Annotated in this window: 13 protein-coding genes; 5 read left to right on the top strand and 8 right to left on the bottom strand. The window is 45.7% G+C overall.

What is annotated here, in order from left to right; translation table 11 throughout:
* Positions 1 to 5 precede the first annotated feature (5 nt).
* The 6 genes from EXU57_RS15430 to EXU57_RS15405 form a co-directional block, all read right to left on the bottom strand.
* On the bottom strand, positions 6 to 680 hold the full coding sequence (locus EXU57_RS15430) for an ABC transporter ATP-binding protein (protein WP_133269126.1): 675 nt from the start codon (positions 678 to 680) through the stop codon (positions 6 to 8).
* 110 nt (positions 681 to 790) lie between these two features.
* Positions 791 to 3,199, bottom strand: a complete 2,409-nt coding sequence (locus tag EXU57_RS15425) for an ABC transporter permease (protein ID WP_133269125.1) — start codon at positions 3,197 to 3,199, stop codon at positions 791 to 793.
* A gap of 55 nt (positions 3,200 to 3,254) precedes the next feature.
* The gene (locus tag EXU57_RS15420) at positions 3,255 to 5,639 is read right to left on the bottom strand and encodes an ABC transporter permease (protein WP_133269124.1); all 2,385 of its coding nucleotides are present in this window, start codon (positions 5,637 to 5,639) and stop codon (positions 3,255 to 3,257) included.
* Positions 5,640 to 5,870: 231 nt separating this feature from the next.
* Entirely contained in the window at positions 5,871 to 6,548 is a 678-nt protein-coding gene (locus EXU57_RS15415) for an ABC transporter ATP-binding protein (RefSeq protein ID WP_133269123.1), read from the bottom strand.
* 36 nt (positions 6,549 to 6,584) lie between these two features.
* Positions 6,585 to 6,773 carry a hypothetical protein gene (locus tag EXU57_RS15410; RefSeq protein ID WP_133269122.1) on the bottom strand — a complete coding sequence of 63 codons (189 nt, stop codon included), beginning with the start codon at positions 6,771 to 6,773 and terminating at the stop codon, positions 6,585 to 6,587.
* 45 nt (positions 6,774 to 6,818) lie between these two features.
* A complete protein-coding gene (locus EXU57_RS15405) occupies positions 6,819 to 8,075 on the bottom strand; it encodes an efflux RND transporter periplasmic adaptor subunit (RefSeq protein ID WP_133269121.1) in 1,257 nt (418 codons plus the stop codon).
* Between the two features lie 408 nt (positions 8,076 to 8,483).
* Between EXU57_RS15405 and EXU57_RS15400 the strand changes: the two genes are divergently transcribed.
* Positions 8,484 to 9,845, top strand: coding sequence for a sigma-54-dependent transcriptional regulator (locus EXU57_RS15400; protein WP_133269120.1), 1,362 nt, complete (start codon positions 8,484 to 8,486; stop codon positions 9,843 to 9,845).
* 44 nt (positions 9,846 to 9,889) lie between these two features.
* Positions 9,890 to 11,236: a sensor histidine kinase gene (locus EXU57_RS15395; protein WP_243745613.1), complete on the top strand. Its 1,347-nt coding sequence runs from the start codon at positions 9,890 to 9,892 to the stop codon at positions 11,234 to 11,236.
* Positions 11,237 to 11,835: 599 nt separating this feature from the next.
* Here the strand turns inward: EXU57_RS15395 and EXU57_RS15390 are convergent.
* Positions 11,836 to 12,564 carry a TrmH family RNA methyltransferase gene (locus EXU57_RS15390; RefSeq protein ID WP_133269119.1) on the bottom strand — a complete coding sequence of 243 codons (729 nt, stop codon included), beginning with the start codon at positions 12,562 to 12,564 and terminating at the stop codon, positions 11,836 to 11,838.
* A 60-nt stretch (positions 12,565 to 12,624) separates the two neighbouring features.
* On the opposite strand from EXU57_RS15390, the gene EXU57_RS15385 reads away from it, so the two are divergent.
* Positions 12,625 to 14,997: a BamA/TamA family outer membrane protein gene (locus EXU57_RS15385; protein ID WP_165958165.1), complete on the top strand. Its 2,373-nt coding sequence runs from the start codon at positions 12,625 to 12,627 to the stop codon at positions 14,995 to 14,997.
* On the opposite strand, the gene truB is transcribed toward EXU57_RS15385, so the two are convergent.
* Positions 14,994 to 15,677, bottom strand: a complete 684-nt coding sequence (gene truB / locus EXU57_RS15380; RefSeq protein ID WP_133269117.1) for a tRNA pseudouridine(55) synthase TruB — start codon at positions 15,675 to 15,677, stop codon at positions 14,994 to 14,996. The genes EXU57_RS15385 and truB overlap by 4 nt on opposite strands.
* Positions 15,678 to 16,123: 446 nt before the next feature.
* On the opposite strand from truB, the gene EXU57_RS15375 reads away from it, so the two are divergent.
* On the top strand, positions 16,124 to 17,863 hold the full coding sequence (locus EXU57_RS15375; RefSeq protein ID WP_133269116.1) for a hypothetical protein: 1,740 nt from the start codon (positions 16,124 to 16,126) through the stop codon (positions 17,861 to 17,863).
* A 16-nt stretch (positions 17,864 to 17,879) separates the two neighbouring features.
* Positions 17,880 to 19,928 (top strand): hypothetical protein, encoded by a 2,049-nt coding sequence (locus EXU57_RS15370; protein ID WP_133269115.1) that lies wholly within the window; start codon positions 17,880 to 17,882, stop codon positions 19,926 to 19,928.
* Positions 19,929 to 20,261: the final 333 nt, after the last annotated feature.

Here is a 20,261-nt window from a genome sequence, read left to right as displayed (position 1 = left end):
TCTTTTTAAGCGTACGAGGCATGTTCAATCCTCCCATCCAGCAATTGTATGATGCGCGAGCCGTATGCTGCGTTTTTTTCAGAATGTGTCACCTGGATCACCGTTACACCTTCCTGGTTCACCTGCGTAAAGAGTTCCATAATTTCTTCGCCTTGTTTAGAGTTGAGGTTGCCAGTTGGCTCATCAGCAAGGATCAGTTTTGGCTTTGCAATCAGCGCTCTTGCAATACCAACAAGCTGTTGTTGTCCACCAGATAACTGCGAGGGATAAAGGTCCTTTTTGCCTACAATCTGGAAGCGGTCGAGCATGTCACCAACCATTGCTTTACGTTCTGATCCTTTCACATCCTGGTAGAGTAAGGGGGTTTCAATGTTTTCGTAAACCGTCAATTCATCAATGAGGTGATAAGCCTGGAAAACAAAACCGATATAGCGTTTATACAACTGTGAGCGTTGCTTCTCTTTTAGTTTCGCGACAGACTCATTCATAAACAGGTATTCTCCTTCTGATGGTTCGTCTAGCATTCCGATGATGTTTAATAAGGTGGACTTTCCCGAACCCGATGGTCCCATTATGGATATGAATTCGCCTTCTGCAACCTTGAGGTTAACATCTTTCAACACGAAGTTTGGCCGCCCGGCCTGCATGTGCCATTTAGATAAATGTTGTAGTTCGATCATGATTTTGATAGTGCGTTTAGGTTGTACTTGGTAGGGCCTTGCTTATACAATTATTGATTTCTCATTTATAGGCAAGACCAATAGTCTATGATGATTTCTTTGCATGATTGCTATTCTGTTCGTAGTTGCTTTGCCGGGTTTTGAATACTTGCCCTGGCAATCCGAAGCACGATCAGCAATGTTGTAATTGCACCCAGTGATACGATGGAAGCAATAAAGGGAAGCGCTGAAAGGTTGATCTTAACCGAATAGTTGTTTAACCACTGCCGCATGAGCAGGTAAGCCGGTGCGGTGCTGATTATGCCGGCTACTGCAATTACCGGTAGAAAGTCTTTCAGAAAAAGCCTCACCACATTTGCTGTTGCAGCTCCGAGCACCTTGCGTATAGCAATCTCTTTTGTTCGTTTTTGAATGCTGATGGAGACAAGTCCGGTTACACCTAACAGAACAATGACGATGGCAAGCGCAGTTGCCGCCTGAGCTGCCTTTTTGAGTTGTATTTCTGATTGGTAGAGCCTTGCGAGCGTATCGTCCATAAAAGTATATTCAAAGGCGACACCCGGGAAAAGCGCTGCCCACCTTGCCGACAATGCCGCTACAGCTGCGGAAACGTTTCCGGGCTTTATTTTAAAGGAAAGGTAGCGGTAGTTGTTCCAGAGATCTACGTTAAATAGGGTAACCGGCTGAATGTGGGTTTGCATTGAACCAAAGTGGTAGTCCTTAACGACACCAGCAATTGTCAGGTCATTCCCGCCTCCTGTAGCCCGTACAACTGCGCCTACGGCATCAGCGTTACTGCTGAACCTAAGCGCACGAACAGCGGTCTCATTGATCACGATATGTGAGGAGTCTTGTGGTTTGTATGCTGGGCTAAAGAAATTGCCTGCACTCATCGTTAAACCGTATGTAGTTTGATAGTGCTCATCTGTGATCATGGCAACTGTGGCTACAGATTGGGTAGAGTCAAGGTCTTTGCGATAGACCGAAACACCGCCGATATTGTTTCCATTCGGGATTTGGTAGGATAGAGCGGCACTGCTTACTTGTGGCACGTCCAGAAACTCGTTGCGGATGGTACGCAGCTTTTGTACCCCGGAGGCGGACCAGTCCCTTGGTACCTGGGCTGACAATACATAATCTTTGTCGTAGCCCAGTTCTTTGCTAAAAAACAGCGAGACCTGTTGAGAAACTACGATTGCCCCAATGAAAACGATTGACGCGGTGGAGAACTGAAAAGCCAGCAGTGATTTCCGAAGCATGATATTCTCATTCACCGACCTTAGTTTACCCTTGATGGAATCGGAAGCTTTTAACTTCGATAGCAGTATGGCAGGATAAAACCCGGCGAGCACTCCGATCACCAATAACAACCCAAGTGGGCCCAACAGAAAAACTGCAGGAAAGCTGTTAAATGCAGGAATTTCCCTGCCTAGAATACCCGAGAGAAGTGGTCTGAAAAGCACATACAGCAATATTGCAAAAAGGGTTGCTATCCCGGTTAAGAAAACAGACTCAAACAAAAATTGCTGCAGCAATTCCTTTCGCAAGCCACCCAACACTTTGCGCACACCGATCTCTTTTATCCGGATTGAGGATTTACTTACCGAAATGTTTACAAAGTTGATGATCGCCATCAATAAGATGAAAGCGGCAATAAATGAAACCGTGTAAAGCATTTTTCTTAACAGTCTATTATTTGCATCAAGGTAGTAACTCGTCAGGGGCACCAGGTATGGTTGCATATTAGCCCTGATTTGTTCGGGTGCATGCGTTTCTACAAGGTGTTGAATGGGTGCTTTTAAAGCGCTAATGTCGACCCCTTTTTGCAACTCAATAAAACCAACTACCCCGGCGTTCAACCATGTGGACATGTCCCTGTTGAAGAACTTAAGTGCCTCAAGTGGTATAAACAATTGGTTATGGTTACTTGGCAACAGCCGTGTGACGCTGTTTTCACCTGGGTCCTTCATTACAGCCGTAATCGTAAAATCGCGTTTGCTGCCGGAGAAACTTTCAATGGTGAGCGACCTGCCTACAACATCCGTTTTTCCAAAGTACTTAATCGCCGCCGCGTCGCCGATCACCACTGAACTGGGATGTTTTAAAGCTTCGGTAGCGCTACCATGTAACAATTCAAACCCGTACATATTGAGTAGGGTGGAGTCACCTACCTGGAGATCCTGGCGAAAGCTGATGTTTCCCCGGGATACATTGGAGGTGATACCATCGAAACGGTAGTAGTTTGAAACCAGGCCCGGGTACTGTTCTTTGAGCGCCCGGGCCAGTGGGCCAAGGGTAGTCAATTCGCCTCCCAAATTCGGATCCTTCCATCTGCTCTGTAAAATGTATTGGCGGCCGGCATTTTTAAGGTTTTTATTCACCTGCAGTTGTGCCCACAGGAAAGCAGCAACCAGCATCGTAAATCCGAGCCCGATGGATAAACCAAATATATTTAGCGCTGAATGAAATTTGTTTTTCACAATGCTTCTCCAGGCAACCTTTAAATAATTCCTCAGCATAATACTTGTCTTTTGCCGGATCAATCCGGTGTTAACAACCGTCTCCTTTGTTTTCCTACTCAACTTTCAAACTAGCAACCGGGTTAGCTGACGCCACCTTTATAATCTGTGTGCTTATGGTTAGCATAACCAGCACTAGCAACCCTGCGAAACACAAGATGATACTAACCGGATCCATGGTTACCCGGCTTGCAAAAACCTGTAGAAATAAACCTCCACCGATCAGGCTAAGCGGTAATGCGATAAGACCAGCAATAAAAACGAGTTTCAGAAAATCACGCGATAACAGTGTTACAATCACCGCCACGGATGCGCCAAATACTTTTCGGATACCAATTTCTTTTGTTCTTGTTTCTGTGTTGTAGATCACCATGGCAAACAAGCCAAGGCAGGCAATGGTAACGGCGATAAAAGCAAGGAAGTAAAGCATCGAGACTGTGCTCAAGGCAGATGCTCTTTCATAAAGATCCTGTTGAAGCCAGCTTACCTGGAAAGGTTTCGCAGGGTACACTTGCTTCCATGCGCTTTCAAGCGTTGTTTCGATTTGAGGCGACGACAGGTTGGTTCGAACCTGTAAAAGCTTAAAATTATCGGGCCGGTACCGAAGCACCAGTGGTGAGATCGGCACCGCAAGACTGCGAAAATGGAAATCCTTTACTACTCCGGCAATCTGTACCTGGCTGCTGTCGTTCAGCCATACGGTTTGTCCGACAGCCTCCGAAGCGGACTTAAAATTAAGTACCTCGATGGCTTTTTCATTGATCACCACAAACGCTCCGGCATGCGCGTCATTTACTTCCGGCATTGAATTGCCCGCCGTTAATTGCAGCCGGAGAACCTTAAGCCAGTTTAGATCCGTATCGTAATAGTCAAAGGAAAGCGGTTGATTTCCTTTCAGCCTGCTTACTGCAACCCTGCCAGACGAACTGTGCCCTGGCGTTAACGAAGTGGCACTAACATCTTCAACACCTGTTACTGTCTTCAACCTGGTAGCGATCACCTTTGGATCGGCACCATTCAGCGGGATTACTGCGAGGTTTTCCCGATCAAAGCCGGGATCTGCAGAACTCATGTAACGGAACTGCCTCGCAGCAATGGTGGTGAAAATAAGCGTGAACAGGCTTATGGTGAACTGGGTTATGATCAGGCCTTTTCTAAACCTGTTGCCTCCAAATAGTTTAACGTTTGCCAGGTTCTTCAATACATCTACCGGCGCAAAGGACGAAAGTGCCCAGGCCGGTATGACACCCGCGATGAGCCCGGTAAAACATGCGAAAACAATGAAAGTAATCACCAGCGTGCGGTTGATACTAAAACCCTCAGGAATCATTTCTCCGCTAAATGGGGCATAGTCGATGATCAGCTTTAGCATAAAGCAGCCAACCGCAAGTGCAACCAGTGATACCAGCAGAGACTCGGTAATAAATTGGTAAAACACTTGTGTTCTCGGTGCACCCGATACCTTTCTTATCCCAACCTCCTTGCCCCGCTTTAATGATCGCGCGATGGATAGGTTGGTATAGTTGAAACAGGCCGAAACCAATATTACCAAACCCACCAGGATTTCGATAAAGGTTTTGCTGCGCGAACCAATGTCGCCAAGATTGTTAATAAGCTCTTCTCCCAATACAATGCTTCCAAAGGGCTGCACCATAAACCCATAGTTCTCCTGCCCCTGCAAACTTGAAGTTTTCGCAAGTTCAGCTGAAATGCTTGCTGCTGCCTTCTGCAACTGATCCTCCGTCGCTCCGGGGTGAAGCAGCACATAGGTGTAGGTATGGTTGTAGTTGCTCCAGTCACCTGCTTTTGCCCGAGCCTCATTTTCAGCTCCTGTTATAGATGCTATAGGGAAGTAGGCATCAAAGTCGAGGTGTGATTTTGACGGCGCCTCAGCCAGCACAGCAGTTACTATAAAATTACCGGCATTTTCAAGCGTTAAGACCGAACCAATTACGTTAGTTGACCCAAAGAGACGTTCTGCATATGTCCTGCTAAGAACAACCGTATTGGGGTTTTTTAATGCGGTTGCCGCATCGCCTTTTAAAACCGGAAAGCTAAACACCTGTAGAAAACCAGGGTCCGTATAGGCTGCACGGATATGCAATGCTTTTTGGCTCGTTGAAGCTGTTGTAGCAGTAGCAGGTTGAACCCGAATGGCCTTGTCTATAATGCCATATGATTGCAACAGGGCAGGAGCGAGGGGCATAGCAGAAGAAGCCATGCGGTAAGTTGATCCGTCGCGACTGGTGAGCACCGTATTGATGCGGTAAAGCTCCTTTGCACGACTATGAAAACCGTCGTAACTCAATTGATGATTTAACCGCAACAACACCAGTAAACACACCGACATGCTTAGCCCAAGTCCGAACACATTTATGAATGAGAACAGCTTGTTTCGCCTGAAGTTGCGGATGGCTATTTTAAAATAGTGTGTTATCATGAGATTTCGGATGGATAGAGCCGGTTTGTTCTTTTTAAAACGTGTTATTGACCAGTGCCTCTGTTGGCGAATAGGTTAATGTCTTGCTGCCTTTAAGGTTTGCCGGAAATCAACGCTATGTATTGTAAGCGCATTAGGGAAGCGATTCTGCGTTGCAATGGTAATCAGCCGGACGAATAGCGCTGCAGGATTTTTCAAGCCGCCTGATAACAGAAACCGTTTACCCACCAGTTACAAAAGGATATTTTCAGTAACGGTTTGTCCGTCCAGCATCCTGATGATCCGGTGGCTGTAACGCGCATCGTGTTCGGAGTGGGTTACCATAATGATCGTAGTGCCTTGTTCGTTAAGGTCGGTCAGCAGGGCCATAACCTCGTTTCCATTTGATGAGTCGAGGTTACCCGTGGGTTCATCCGCAAGAATAAGTTTTGGATTATTCACAACTGCTCTTGCAACGGCTACCCGCTGTTGCTGTCCACCCGAAAGTTGTTGTGGATAGTGGTTACGCCGGTGCATGATCTGCATCTTATCCAATACACTTTCTACGCGCTTCTTTCTTTCATCCGTTTTTACACCCAGGTAGATCAGGGGTAGTTCAACATTTTCAAAAACAGTCAGTTCATCGATGAGGTTAAAGCTTTGAAAAACAAAGCCGATGTTTCTCTTCCGCAGATCGGCTCTTTTTCGCTCGTTGAAGTGCGACACCTCAATACCATTAAAAAGAAAGCTGCCATTGTCGGGATCGTCGAGTAAACCAACGATGTTAAGCAGGGTGGATTTACCACAACCCGAGGGTCCCATTACTGCAACAAATTCTCCCTCCTTGACTTCAAATGTGAGTTTATTCAGTGCTACGGTTTCAACGTCTTCCGTCCGGTATACTTTTTCAAGTTCTTTGATGCGGATCATTGTAGGTAAATATTTTTATTGGTCTTTGCTAATGTACTAGTAAAAGCTTTGGCTCAATAGCCGAAGCGGATGAAAAACTACCGGTGCTGCAGGTACTGAAATGTTCTCCTTTACCAATGCAACTACGTTTCCGCTGTACTTGCAGCTTTTCTTTTTTACTTCGGTTATCTGCGTAAATCCGAAGCAGCATATGATTAATAAGGAGATGGGTGCAACGCGTTTCATAGTAGTATGTTTCAAGTTTAAGATCTATTGTGAGGGTGGACTACGTCATGGTTTTTTGAGCACAAGCTCCTGCATGTTCCCATAATTTTCATAACTGGAGGTAACAACTTTGTCGCCTGGTTTGAGCCCACTGAGCACTTCGTAGTAATCGGGATTTTGCCTTCCAAGCTGGATGTCGGTTTTATAAGCAATCTGTCCATTGTCTGAAACTTTAAAGATCCAGTTACCGCCTGTTTGTTGGAAGAATCCGCCTTTCGCCAGGAGTACAGCCTGTGTTTCATCACCAAGCGCCAGCCGTATTTGTAAGGTTTGTCCGCGACGAATGCCTGATGGCACAGCATCGGTAAAAGCCATATCTACCTGGAAGCGACCTGCCGTCACCTGGGTATATACTTTTGTAATCTTGAGCTTATAGCTTTTTGCACCCAGGGTAAACTCACCCATTAGTCCGGTAAATATGCGGGATATATAATGTTCATCAATGTCGGCGCGTATTTTAAAGCCGCTGGTTACGTCGAGTTGTCCAAGGCGTTCGCCCTTGTTTTTGGATTGGCCGATCTCCGCATCAAGCGAAGTAAGCTGGCCATCAACCGGTGCGCGAACAATGAGGTCGCCCACTTTCCTGCGCATCAGTGCCAGTGCATTCTGCATACGGGAATACGACTCTCTTGCCTGCCGGATCTGCATCTTGCTTCCGGTTGCGTCTTTGTCAAGCGTTTCCTGGGTAAGCTTTTTACGACGTTGCTGGTAAGTGTAATTGTTTTCGGATGCCTTAAACTCCTGCGAACCGATCGCCTTTTCTTCGTACAGGTGTTTATTAAGTTTATAGATCCGCTCTGCCTCCACCAATGCATTTTCCACATCGGCCATCTGGTTCAATTGGCGTATCGTATTCTGATCGGCATTATTCCGGGTGTCCTGCATTTGAGTGAGTACATTGAATACCGCGGTCTCCTGGTTTGAAAGACTTAGTTCAAGATCAGTGTTAGCGAGCCTGAGTATGGGCTGCCCCTTTACCATCATTGCACCGTCTTCAACAAATTTCTCTTCAACCCTGCCACCTTCTACTGCGTCGAGGTAGATGGTTGTAATTGGTAACACAACCCCGTTAACCGGAATAAATTCCTGGAACGAACCTTTAGATATTTCAGAAACCGTGATCCTTTCGGTGTCAACATTCAACCTGCTTTTGCCCGATGTCATCAGGAAACTTAAGGTAATTAATGCTACTGTAGCAACCACCCCGACGATGGTGAGTATTCTTTTCCTGCTCCACTTCTTTTTTTGTATTTGCCGGTCCACCTGTTTGTTTTTTTAAATTCGTGATAGGGGAGGTCTATTGCCTCAAAATGTCCAGTTTCAATATGATTGTGAATAATGTGCCAGTCTATAGCTCGCTGGTTTACAAGTGCTTAGGAGCCTTGTGATCCGCTATGTGTTCGCTTGCACTACAAAAAGTGTTCGCTTTCGATACAGCGATATTCTGCTCATTTTCGAGCTAAAAAATTAATTGCCATAGGCTTGCATTATTGGTATCATTGTAGCCGGGCAGGTTTCACTTCCTTGCCAACGCTTGCCGGCCGGCCATGGAAGTTGTGCTGCACCGCCCGAAGCTTTGCCTGAAATTATCAAAAACCATCATTGCGCTTAGGAGCGATGGCTTTTCAGCGAAGCAGGTATGCAATTATATTCAGGAATAAATTAATTACAGTGCAATTAAAAAATGCCTCGATACTGGTGATAGACGATGATACCGATGTGTTAACTGCGGTGAGGCTGTTGTTAAAAACAGAAGTTAAAGAAGTGCTTACGGAGAAGAACCCCGAGCACATCCGCTCTATTCTTGCCCGGCAATCATTCGACGTGATTATGCTGGACATGAATTTCACGAGTTCTATCAACACTGGTAACGAAGGCTTATTCTGGCTAAGGAAAATCAAAGAACTCAAATCGGATGCTGCCGTAATCATGATTACCGCTTACGGCGATATCGACCTGGCTATTCGTTCCCTGAAGGAAGGCGCTTCTGATTTCGTAGTTAAACCCTGGCATAACGAAAAGCTGATTGCCATCATTAAAGAAGCGTTGCTTAAGAAAGATAAGGGTAAACAAAAGGGTGGGGGAAGTTCTGCAGAACAGGGGATCACGAGCACGGGTTTGCTCGGGCAATCAGAACCCATGAAAGAGATCTTTTACAAAATATCCAAGATCGCTCCAACTGATGCAAACATCCTTATACTTGGCGAAAATGGTACCGGTAAGGACCTGATTGCACGTGCTATTCACCAGGAGTCGTTAAGAGCCGAAAAGCCCTATGTAAAAGTGGATGTAGGTGCCTTAACCGACTCGCTTTTTGAAAGTGAACTTTTTGGTCATAAAAAAGGCGCCTTCACCGATGCACGTGAGGATCGCGAGGGACGATTTGAATTTGCAAATGGCGGTACACTTTTTCTCGATGAAATCGGCAATATCGCCTTACAGCAGCAGGCCCGCTTATTAAGTGTATTGCAAAACCGGCAGGTGGTAAGACTAGGTGATAACCAGCCAAGACCCGTTGATATCCGCCTGATCTGCGCAACCAATATGCCATTGCAGGAACTCGCTAATGAAACAAGGTTCAGAAAAGACCTGGTTTACCGGATTAACACCGTGGAGATCATCGTGCCTCCCTTACGCAGGCGCGGAAACGATATCCTGTTACTTGCAAACCACTTCAGCAGCGTTTACTGCAACAAATACCTGAAGCCCGGCATCCAGTTTGGAGGCAGTGCAATAGAGAAACTGCTGCAATACCACTATCCGGGTAATGTGAGGGAATTACAGTATACAATTGAACGCGCAGTGATCATGGCCGACAATGATATCCTGCAGGCTAAAGACATCATTTTTTCGCCCATCGAAACCACCAAACCGGCAGACGATGAACCCCGGGAAATGAACCTCAGTTCTATCGAAAAAAACACCATTCTTAAAGTCATCGAGAAACATGGTGGCAACATATCCAAAGCAGCAAAAGAGTTAGGACTCACCCGCACCGCTTTATATCGGAGGCTGAGTAAATACGATATCTAAATGCATTACACCCCCATCCTGTAGCCGGGCTAAACTCATATCGCTTGAACTTAAAAGACTTTTACTGGCCCATTCTGCTTCGTATCATCCTGCTGTTTGCAAGCATGTTCGCGATTGCTTTCCTGTTGAGTGCAGCCAGGTATGCTTATGTGGTGTTGTTGGTTCCATTACTCATTTACCAGGTTTTTGAACTGTACCGTTTTCACCGGAGAGCACATGAAGAACTGGAACAATTTATTGAGTCAATACACTACCGCGATTTTTCGAGGAACTTCGATGTAAAACATGCAGCGCCTGAACTTAAGTCGCTACGGAAAGGGTTCAACGATATCAATACCACCTTCAGGGTAATCAGCAAAGAAAAAGAAACCCAGTACCAATACCTGCAAAAAATACTTGAGCTGGTTGACACCGGTATACTGTCGTATAAGGAAACAGGTGAAGTGGTTTGGATGAATGAATCGCTGAAGAAGATGCTCCAGTTACCCTATTTGAAAACGATACACTCGCTTGCCAAACGCGATGAAGAACTTTACAACCAGATTACGCTGTTGAAACCAGGGGAAAGTAAAGTAGGGGTCGCTCGTCTTGAACGTTCCTCGTTTAAGATATTGCTATCGGCTACGGCTTTCCAGACCGATGGTGAAAAATACAAGCTGATTGCTTTTCAGAATGTTGATGAAGCCCTTGACGAAACCGAGTCGAAGGCATGGCAAAAGCTGTTGAGTGTGATGACCCATGAGATCATGAATTCCATCGCCCCGATTTCATCCCTGGCAGAAACATTGCGGCACAGGTTGAAGGAGTCCATGCCTCAGCTCAGCAACGACACCGGCAGTGTTGATGATCTTGAACTTGGTATTGAAACCATAAAACGCAGAAGTGAAGGCTTGCTGAAGTTTGCCGAAACCTATCGCAACCTGAATAAGATTACCACACCAAACCTGAAGAAGGTATTTGTGCGCGACCTTTTTGAAAACCTGCATAATCTGATGCAGCCAACGCTTGAGCAAAAGAATATCGACATGGAGATTGTGTTGAAGGATACCGCGCTGGTGGTGCATGCGGATACCAATCTTGTTGAACAGGTGCTCATAAACCTGGTGGTAAACAGTATTGAAGCAGTAAAGGACCGGCCTGATGCACGGATTGTACTGTCGGCCTACCTCTCACCATCAAAGAAAATTGTTGTAAAAGTGAGCGACAATGGTTTGGGTATGGAAGAAGAAGTAATGGATAAAATCTTCATTCCTTTTTTTAGTACGCGTAAAAACGGGAGCGGTATCGGGCTAAGTCTTTGCAAACAGATTATGATGTTGCATCATGGTAGTATAACCGTACAATCCATTGTTGGAACGGGAACGTCTTTTCTGTTGCAGTTTGAGAGTTGAGAACAAATTATTGGATTACGGATTAGCGAATTGAAGTGGGGAATTTGATATAAGGTATTGGATATTGAGGTAATGCGAAAATTAGCGAATCCCGGATTGACGAATTGCGAATTGGGGACTGGGTATTAAGGTATTGGGTATTGAGGTATAGGGGAGAATTTGCGAATTGCGGGGAATTGGGTATTGAGGTATTGTGGTATGAGGTACTGGGAAAGCCTGTTGATGTTATTAAAGGTGTTCAGGAGTTTTAACGCCGAATAGAGATATATCAGTACAAGAGTGCGACGCAACGATGCTAAATAGTATTGCTCCAGTCGAGTCCAAAAAAGATTCCTAGTTACGTGTCGCAAGTATTGGCTAAGTAGAAAATGCGTCTGCTCCGTTGTAAATGAGCAATCATGCTCAGGGTATACAGAGTCAACTTATCAAATGGTCAACTTGTCAAACGGTCAACTTATCAACTTATCAACCTATCAACTCAATACCCAATACCTCAATACCCAATCCCTACCCCCCCCAACTTATCAACCAATCAACCAATCAACTTTCACCCCAATACCAATACCTCACCAATCCTCAATCCGCTAATTCGTAATCCGCTAATCGCGGATTAAATGCGACACAATAATTCCTGTTGCCACAGCGGCATTCAGCGATTCGGCACCACCAAAACGCGGGATCGTTACCGGCCTGTTGATAAAGGGCTTTAGCGCCTCATGAATGCCTTTTCCTTCATTGCCGATCAACAGCACGCCCTCCGTAGCCCTGGTGAGCCCGTAAATACTTTCGCCATCGAGCAGGGCACCGTAAACCGGCACCTTTACGGAGGGTAACCACTGCAACAAATCCTCGTACCATACACCTACCCGGCATATACTCCCCATACTCGCCTGTACAACTTTGGGGTTGTAAATGTCGGCAGTCTCCAACCCGGCAACAACCTGGGTTATGCCAAACCAGTCGGCAATACGAATGATGGTGCCGAGGTTACCCGGATCCTGGATGGCATCGAGTACAAGCGTAAGCCTGCCGGTTAATGTAGGTTCGGTTAAATGCTGCCTTTGCTTTACTATAGCCAGCACCTGGTTGGGGGTTTGCAGGTTGCTGATGCGCGAAAGCTCGTCGGTGCTGATGATGGTTGTTTTTACATCAATAGCGGGGTGTTGCCCGAAGAATTCTGCCGTTCCATAAAGCCCTACCACCTCCATATTGCTCGAAAGCAGCTCAGCAACGAGTTTTGGGCCCTCGGCAATAAACAGGCCCTCCTGGTCGCGTTGTTTTTTATGGCATAAAGATTGGATATATTTGCCTTCATTTTTACTCAGCATAAAACAAATATGTTCACACAAAGCCCTGTATCTCACACCATTTTAGCGGCTTTAATGGTTATGATGATACTGGGATCGTGTACAGTGGTTAAGAATTATCCCCGCGATGTTCCCTTTGTTTTCGACAATAAAATTACCGTTCAGGGTGTTCCGTCGAAAGACGAAAAAAAGCGCCTTCAATCGGAGCTTGATGGTTATTGGGACGACAGCATAAAGGTAAAGAGTATCACCCAGCTGGGTGTAAGAACCGTTATCAGGAACCCGCCCGTGTACGACAGTGCGGGAATTGTGCGCAGCATTGCCTTCATGAATTCTTACCTCAACTCCCAGGGTTACTACAATGCCATCATCTCCGAGGTGCCTGTTGAACCAGATACGGTTAATGACCAGGTTCGTAAAACGGTGTTGATGAACATCACCCTTGGTAAAAGCCTCCGGATCGACTCATTTGCTTTTGATACACTGATGCACCCCGAGTTAAGAAAGCTTGCTATGGAAAACAGCAAACAATCGTTGCTCGGCAGCAATAAGCCATTTTCAAAACAACTTGTTGCTTCGGAGCTCGACCGTTTGGTGGCCCTATTCAGGCAAAACGGCTACTTCCATTTTACGCGGGAAAACCTTTATGCTGAAATTGATACTACCGATGTAACCCTGCTTCAGCTTACGCTTGATCCTTTTGAACAGGCACGGATTATAGCCGAAGCAAACCAGAAGCGGCGGCTTGATCCAACAGTAGACGTTATCATCAAACAAAAGAATACTGCCGACTCGAATAGCTTTACAAAATTCCGGATCGGTAATATCCACTACTATCCCGAAACCGGTGCAAACGAACTGGCCGACTCGGTATTGATTAAACCATACAGCATGGTTTTTACCCGGCGTGAAGTCACCTCGCATCAAAATGCAGGTTATAGCCATATGAAGCCTTTGCGCGAGCACACTTATCTCAGGCGTGGCGTTTTGTACAATGAAGAGAAGTTTTATAAAACAATCAATTCCCTAAACCAACTTGGCGCATGGAGCCAGGTTGATGTAAGAACACGTCCGTATGTTGACAGCGTAACCGTTCGTGAAAACGAAACTGCCACCGCTGCCACCTACTTCGATACGGTGCCTTTGCTCGACTTCCATTTTTTACTCACCCCTGCAAAAAAGTATTCATTCGGTAGCGACTTTGAAATCAGTCGTAACAGTGGAACCATCTCAACGGGTAACCTGCTGGGTATTGGTAACAACACCACCATCCGGAACAGGAATGTTTGGAAAGAGTCCATACAGGCGAGTACAGCTTTGCGTACCGGTATCGAAATATCCTTTTCCGATACCATCCCCCTGCAAACCTTCCAGGCAAGTTTGTCGCGTACTTACAGCATTCCGCAGTTTCTCACACCCATACGCCTGAACCGCCTTAAGCGGCTCGACGATTATAAAACACTGGTAAGCTTTAGTGCAGGTTATACCGAACGCCGGAACTTTTACCGCTTAAGAACGGTAGTAGGCTCGTGGGGTTACGAATGGAAAAGAAAGACCAATCTTTGGTCGTACCGCCTGCTAAATGTTGAGCTGTACACACTCGATACACTCCGTTTACTTACAAAAGCTTTTATCGACAACCCGTTTCTTCGAACCGCGTTCAATACCGGTTATGTAGTTAGTCAAAACCTCACTTACAATAAGATTTTCCCGGGAACAGCCAATCCCGATGTAACCAATTATATCCGGTTGTTTGGCGAGGAAGCAGGCGCAATTGCGGGTGCATTGCTGGGTTTGAATAAAAAGTTATATCGTTACCTGAAAGCGGAAGGGGAGTTCAGGCAGTTGCGTCCATTTCGAAAAACAGCTTTCGCATACCGGTTGTTCGGAGGCATCGGTTACAACTACAGCAACGATCCGGTTCTTGGCCAGTCACTGCCTTTCTTTAAACAATTTATTGCCGGTGGGCCAAACAGCATGCGCGCCTGGCAGGTGCGGCAGTTAGGTCTTGGTTCATCCGTTATCAGCGATACCTCTACATCCTTCCGCGACCGGTTTGGCGATATACAACTCGAAACAAACCTAGAATATCGCTTTCCCATTGCCGTCATTGGCGGGGTTAAAGTAAACAGCGCCCTGTTTGCCGACATCGGCAACATCTGGAACCTTAAAAACAGCGTGAGCAATCCCGAAAGTAAAATAACCTTCAATCGTTTTCTCCGGGATCTTGCTATCGGGGTGGGTACGGGGGTAAGGCTAGACTTTAATTACTTTCTCATTCGCGTCGACCTTGGCTTTAAGTTAAAGGATCCTGCACGGCGCGAAAACAACGGCTGGCTTAACCTGGCAGATTTTACCTGGCGCAATTATGAGCTGCAGAATCCGAATTCCGCAGTACCATCTGCAAGAAGAAACAATTATGCAATCCAACTGGGTATCGGCCTGCCGTTCTAACTTTCCAACAGCAACGTTTGCTGAAATTCACTCACCCGTTGAGCATCATCTACGCTAAAGATACCGATACGTGTGCGACGGAGCGAACTCAGGTAGCCACCACATCCGAGAGCTTTTCCATAGTCGTTTGCAAGGCTTCGTATGTATGTTCCCGTGCCGCAAACCACTTTAAAGTAAACATTGGGCAATTCAATACGCTCGATTTCAAAACGGCTTATGGTAATGGTTCGCGGTTCTAAAATTACATCCTCACCTTTCCGTGCCATTAGGTATACTGGTTTGCCGGCCTGCTTTATGGCAGAATGTATTGGCGGCACCTGTTGTATTATGCCGGTGAACTGTTTGGTGGTATCATGTATCCTTTCCTCGTCGAGGTACGAGATGTCGCCAAAGCCGGTCGGCTCACTTTCAAGGTCGTATGTAGGGGTGCTGGCACCAAGGGTAATGCTCCCGGTATACTCCTTCTCCATTCCCATGTATTCGTTGATCTTTTTGGTATACTTGCCGGTGCAAACAATCAACAACCCCGATGCCAGGGGATCAAGCGTTCCGGCGTGTCCAACCTTCTTAATCCTGATCAGCGATCGTATTTTACGCACTACGTCAAACGAGGTCCAATCAAGTTCTTTATCAATCAGCAGTACCTGGCCTTCTTCAAATTTATTCAGCGGCTTTTCCAATTTCGGTATTTGTGCAAATGTAAAGGTTCAGGCTTAAGTGCAGGTAATGGTTGCTCATCCTTAAAGCATGCAGTAACCCGATATGCTTGTGCGACAATTCTGTAAGTACATTTTTTTGGTACAGGCTGGGGGAATGCTACTGAACATCGTTGCCCGCCCGGATGAACTCCGTTCGGACGGGTGTCACTCCCTTGTACCGCATATCTCTATGGCGGCAGTGGGTGCTGCTGGCTGACCAGCAAACTGATATGCAGAAATTTAAGCCCGTAAACATTTAAATGTATTTGTTGGGTCATTTTAACATTTGCTTGCATTTACATCAATTTCTCCCTACTTTACCAGACCATCCGTTACTACCCTGTGTTTACATAGTAGGTGATGGTACCTGTTAATCCATATACGATAAAAAGCCCGGTTATCAGAACAGCAAAAGAAACACTTGATCCATGGATTTCATGAAAACATTGGTTTGCCTTTTAACCATCCCGGCATTTTCCTCCAGCTATGCCCAGGATGTAACCCAGCCAAATCAGCCAAAACCATTTAGCATAATCGGCAGCATAGGCACATCCGCGAACTTCTATAAATCCAACGAAGGCGACTATACCAGCAATGAACGCAACTTTACCCGTCCGCCGTTTGCATGGAACGTTTACGGAAGTATGATTGCAAAAACGGGTGAGTTTTCTATGCCAATCTCCCTCGTGATCAATCAATACAGCAAGAGCAATCTTAAGCCGTATTTTCAAATGGGAATAAGCCCGACTTACAAGTGGGCGAAGGTTCACCTGGGCTATCGCACCATACCTTTCTCACCACTGATTTTCGAAAACCAAAGCTTTCGCGGAGTTGGCATCGAACTCAATCCTAAGCTGTTTCGTTTTGCAGCATTTTACGGTGGTCTCAACAAGGCAATCTCCGAATTTGAAGACAGCAATAATTACCGGATGCCGCAATATTCGCGAACCGGTTATGGCGTTAAAGTAGGTGTTGGCAGCACTTCAAATTATTTCGACCTCATGTACTTTCATGCAAAAGACGATAGCACTACTGCGTTTGCAAAAAACAACTCACTGCCCGCACAGGAAAATTCAGTTGTAGGAGGGGCTATGAAGATTACGCTGTTTAAGAAAGTTGTGTTCACTGCAGACGGTGCACTTAGCGGCATCACAAGAGATTTATCGTTCACAAGCCTGGATATTGACTCCAGCAACTTCAACGCTTACGATAAGATCGTACGGAAAAGCCTTGGGAACTTTATTAATGTAAATGCAAGTTCGCTGGCGAGCTTTGCGGGGCAGTCGTCTTTAACCTTTAACTTCAAGGGCTTTAACAGTAACATCGGTTATCGCAGGGTTCAACCGGATTTCAGGTCCCTTGGAACCCCATACCTGGTGAATGATATAGAACTGGTATCCTGGTCGAATTATTTTACGATAGCAAACGGAAAGGCTACCGTTAATACAAACCTTAGCACCCAGCACAACAACCTGAATAAAAACCTGCTTAGTGAATTGCAAACCCAACTGGGCAGCATAAGCGTTTACACGATGCTCGATCAACATACCAGTTTAAATGTTAGCTACTCGGGCTACGACTTCAGGCAGAAGGGTGGAAAGCTGCCGGTGAAAGATTCCTTTCGACTCGAACAAAAAAGTTCGCAATTCAATATCAACCCTTCTTACAATATCACAAAGGGAAACAAGCTTCATTTTGTGTCGGCCAATGTTAATTACTCCACCTTAAAAGACCAAAACCAATTTTCTGGTCCGCTAGGAAACACCACAAACTTGTCATCTTCACTGAACTATACGTTAAGCCTGGTAAATAAGCCCTACAGCTTTTCGATAAACGGGATCTATTCGAATTACAAGCAGTCGTTCAGCGAATACACCTCCTATGGTGCAACAGTGGGAACTTCGGCACAATTTCTAAAAAACAGGAATCTTAATGTAGAAGGAAATATTGGCTACCTGATCAACAGCCTGGATATCGGCAGTACACAACGAAACATTACTTATTCACTATCTACGGGTTACCAGGCCAAAAAACATGCGATCAACGTTTTTGCAAACTATGTTTATACGCCACCCAATTTATTTAATGCAAGGGTATATGGTTCTATTCCGTCTGCCGTAGTTTCAAGGAACCTGGCAAGTGGTATATCTTACAACTATTATTTTTAAAGCTTCGTGCAAACAAATGAGAAAGGCAACGATCATCGTGATATTGACCATACTGGTTTTTCCTGCTATGGTACAGGTTGGCATTGCACAGCAAAACATTGTCGTTACAACGTCGGTGAATCCACCTATTGACCTGTTTATCAACCAAGCATTGTCAAATGCAGGGCGTGGTATTTTCGTTACGTTAACCAATCCGGCGAACAATCCGCCGGCCCAGGTCCGTTTGCTTGGTTCGCTGAGGAGAATCTTTCCGCTGCCTGAAATTACCATCAGGCTAAATGAAAAGTATCGTCCGGCTGCACCGATCACGCTTCCACCGGGTCAACCGTTTATTGTCAACAACAGGGTGCTCTCTGAGGCCTTCGGCAATTTTCGCGAGGCTGACGTTGTCGTAAGCGGGATCAGTTTCAACGATCTTCGGGATGGCATTAATTATAAGGTTCCTGAAGGCAGGTACCAGCTCTGCATAGAAGTAAGAAATTTTGCGAACGATGAAATTCGCAGCGTACAACCGACAAACTGCCCAACGTTTGAAGTCTGTTATAAAGCATCAGCACCGCAGTTTACCCAACCAATAAATAGTCTTGCACTTAACACTAACATCACGGTAATAAAACCATTACCCACCACCATCTTTACCTGGACACCCCCGATGGCAAGTTGCGCGCTTGCGAACCGCACCTTTACTTATGAATTTGAAGTACGGGAGATCCTCGACAATCAAACCATTACCGACGCGCTCAATAATCCTTACATCTTCAGGAAAGCCCAATTGCCATCAACCACTTTTCTCTTCGATGCAAACCTGTATCGCGATGTGTTGAAACCCGGGCGGCGGTATATCACGCGTGTGCGGGCGCTAAATCTTAATCGAACGTCGCCGGTGTTGATAGACAATGAAGGGTTTAGCAGGGTAGAAGCGTTTCAATATGGCGAGACCAATGAAAACACCAATCCCATCACGCTCAACGAACCTGGCTCATTTTACATACCGTTCACGGAGCGTAAAAGTGAATACTGGGACAACATTGCAAACGAATACGCATCCGGTGGAAAAAAGGATACGCTTATTCCGGTTAAGGAGTACATTGGGTTCAGACTTATGCAGCAGGGGATTGCATACAGCATAGATGCGATAGACCTTTTTCTTGCATTAAATCCCGAACTGGCGAGGGTTAAGTTTGTTAGTTTGAGCCACAAACCTAAACTGCCGCAATTGCCCGTGGTATCTCCTGCTAAGGCCGAAGGATTTAATCGTGCTTATGCAACTGACCTGACCCCGGACAGCAAAGAAGCAGAGCGTTTGCTACAATTAAGCGACAGCCTGAATTCCTCCGCCTATGTGAACAGGTATCCTGATAACCTTGCCGGTCGTATAAAGGAACTAAACCAGGCCCTCGCAAATCTTAAGGGTGAAGCAGGAAGCATAAACCGTGTGTCTGCCGGGTTGATCAATAGCTTGCTTTCAGAGTTGCTATATGTTCTGAGAAGCGGATCAAACCCGGGCAACGTACAAGTAAGTGGCCACCTTCAGGAAGTGCTCACCGATCTCAATGAACTCGTGGTATCGGCAAAATTTGCGTTCAACCGGTTCCCGCAAAAGTTAAGTTCTGAACGTTTCGCCGGCAAAAGGCAAAACGCGCCTGCACATATGAAGGTATCGTTTGCCAGCTATACCGGAGGCGAGGGGTATGAGCAGCCTTACCTGCCGGCTCCTGCTGATGCGTTATTGCCATTAAACGTAGTCGTATTTCGCAAAGGAACAGCTCCTGTTGAACCCCTGCTAAGTGCACCAGATCTAAATGCAACGTACCGGATATTCTATACCGTTCGTGGACTATACAATTACAAAAACCCGGAGATTAATGCCAAAACGGTTAGCCAGCTTGCCTCTACTACACAGGTATCATTACCATTAACCTCGATATACAAATTCTGGAGTATGAATATGCTTGATCACAAGTTGACCAAGCCTGCAGATATTGATATCAAAGACTTGTTTATCAAAAGCAAAAGATCAACGGGCACAAATAAGCCCCTGACGATCCTGATTAAAGTCGATTAAGCATTTAGAAGACGGGTATTTACAACTTTGTGTTTGTAATTCAGTTGCATCCGGAAGCCTATTGTGATGAACTGCTTTACTGCAATCTAGATCTGTTGGTTAGATGGCGTGTTTCCCTGTTACGAAATGATTTCGTTTAGTGTTACCCTGTGCTGGTAGATGCCTAAGGATATGCAGAACAATGATGCGGCCCACTCAATATGTGTAGTAGATATATCCGATTACAATTTGTTTAAATTATAGCAGTACGTTGTTCCGGAGATAATAAACCTCCACAAGCACGCTATTCGTTTAAATTAAAAATGCGTACATCTCTTTAGGTTATCATAATCA

The sequence above is a fragment of the Segetibacter sp. 3557_3 genome, from assembly GCF_004354985.1.
Taxonomy (GTDB): Bacteria; Bacteroidota; Bacteroidia; order Chitinophagales; family Chitinophagaceae; genus Segetibacter.
Note: the sequence above shows the minus strand (reverse complement) of the source record. Positions and strands in the feature narration are given on the sequence as shown.

Bases quoted from the DNA above. Each gene is read 5' to 3' on its own strand.
- EXU57_RS15375 (WP_133269116.1), top strand. From the start codon at position 16,124: ATGGATTTCATGAAAACATTGGTTTGCCTTTTAACCATCCCGGCATTT.
- EXU57_RS15425 (WP_133269125.1), bottom strand. From the start codon at position 3,199: ATGCTGAGGAATTATTTAAAGGTTGCCTGGAGAAGCATTGTGAAAAAC.
- EXU57_RS15385 (WP_165958165.1), top strand. From the start codon at position 12,625: ATGATGATACTGGGATCGTGTACAGTGGTTAAGAATTATCCCCGCGAT.
- EXU57_RS15415 (WP_133269123.1), bottom strand. From the start codon at position 6,548: ATGATCCGCATCAAAGAACTTGAAAAAGTATACCGGACGGAAGACGTT.
- EXU57_RS15410 (WP_133269122.1), bottom strand. From the start codon at position 6,773: ATGAAACGCGTTGCACCCATCTCCTTATTAATCATATGCTGCTTCGGA.
- EXU57_RS15390 (WP_133269119.1), bottom strand. From the start codon at position 12,564: ATGCTGAGTAAAAATGAAGGCAAATATATCCAATCTTTATGCCATAAA.
- EXU57_RS15370 (WP_133269115.1), top strand. From the start codon at position 17,880: ATGAGAAAGGCAACGATCATCGTGATATTGACCATACTGGTTTTTCCT.
- EXU57_RS15430 (WP_133269126.1), bottom strand. From the start codon at position 680: ATGATCGAACTACAACATTTATCTAAATGGCACATGCAGGCCGGGCGG.
- EXU57_RS15420 (WP_133269124.1), bottom strand. From the start codon at position 5,639: ATGATAACACACTATTTTAAAATAGCCATCCGCAACTTCAGGCGAAAC.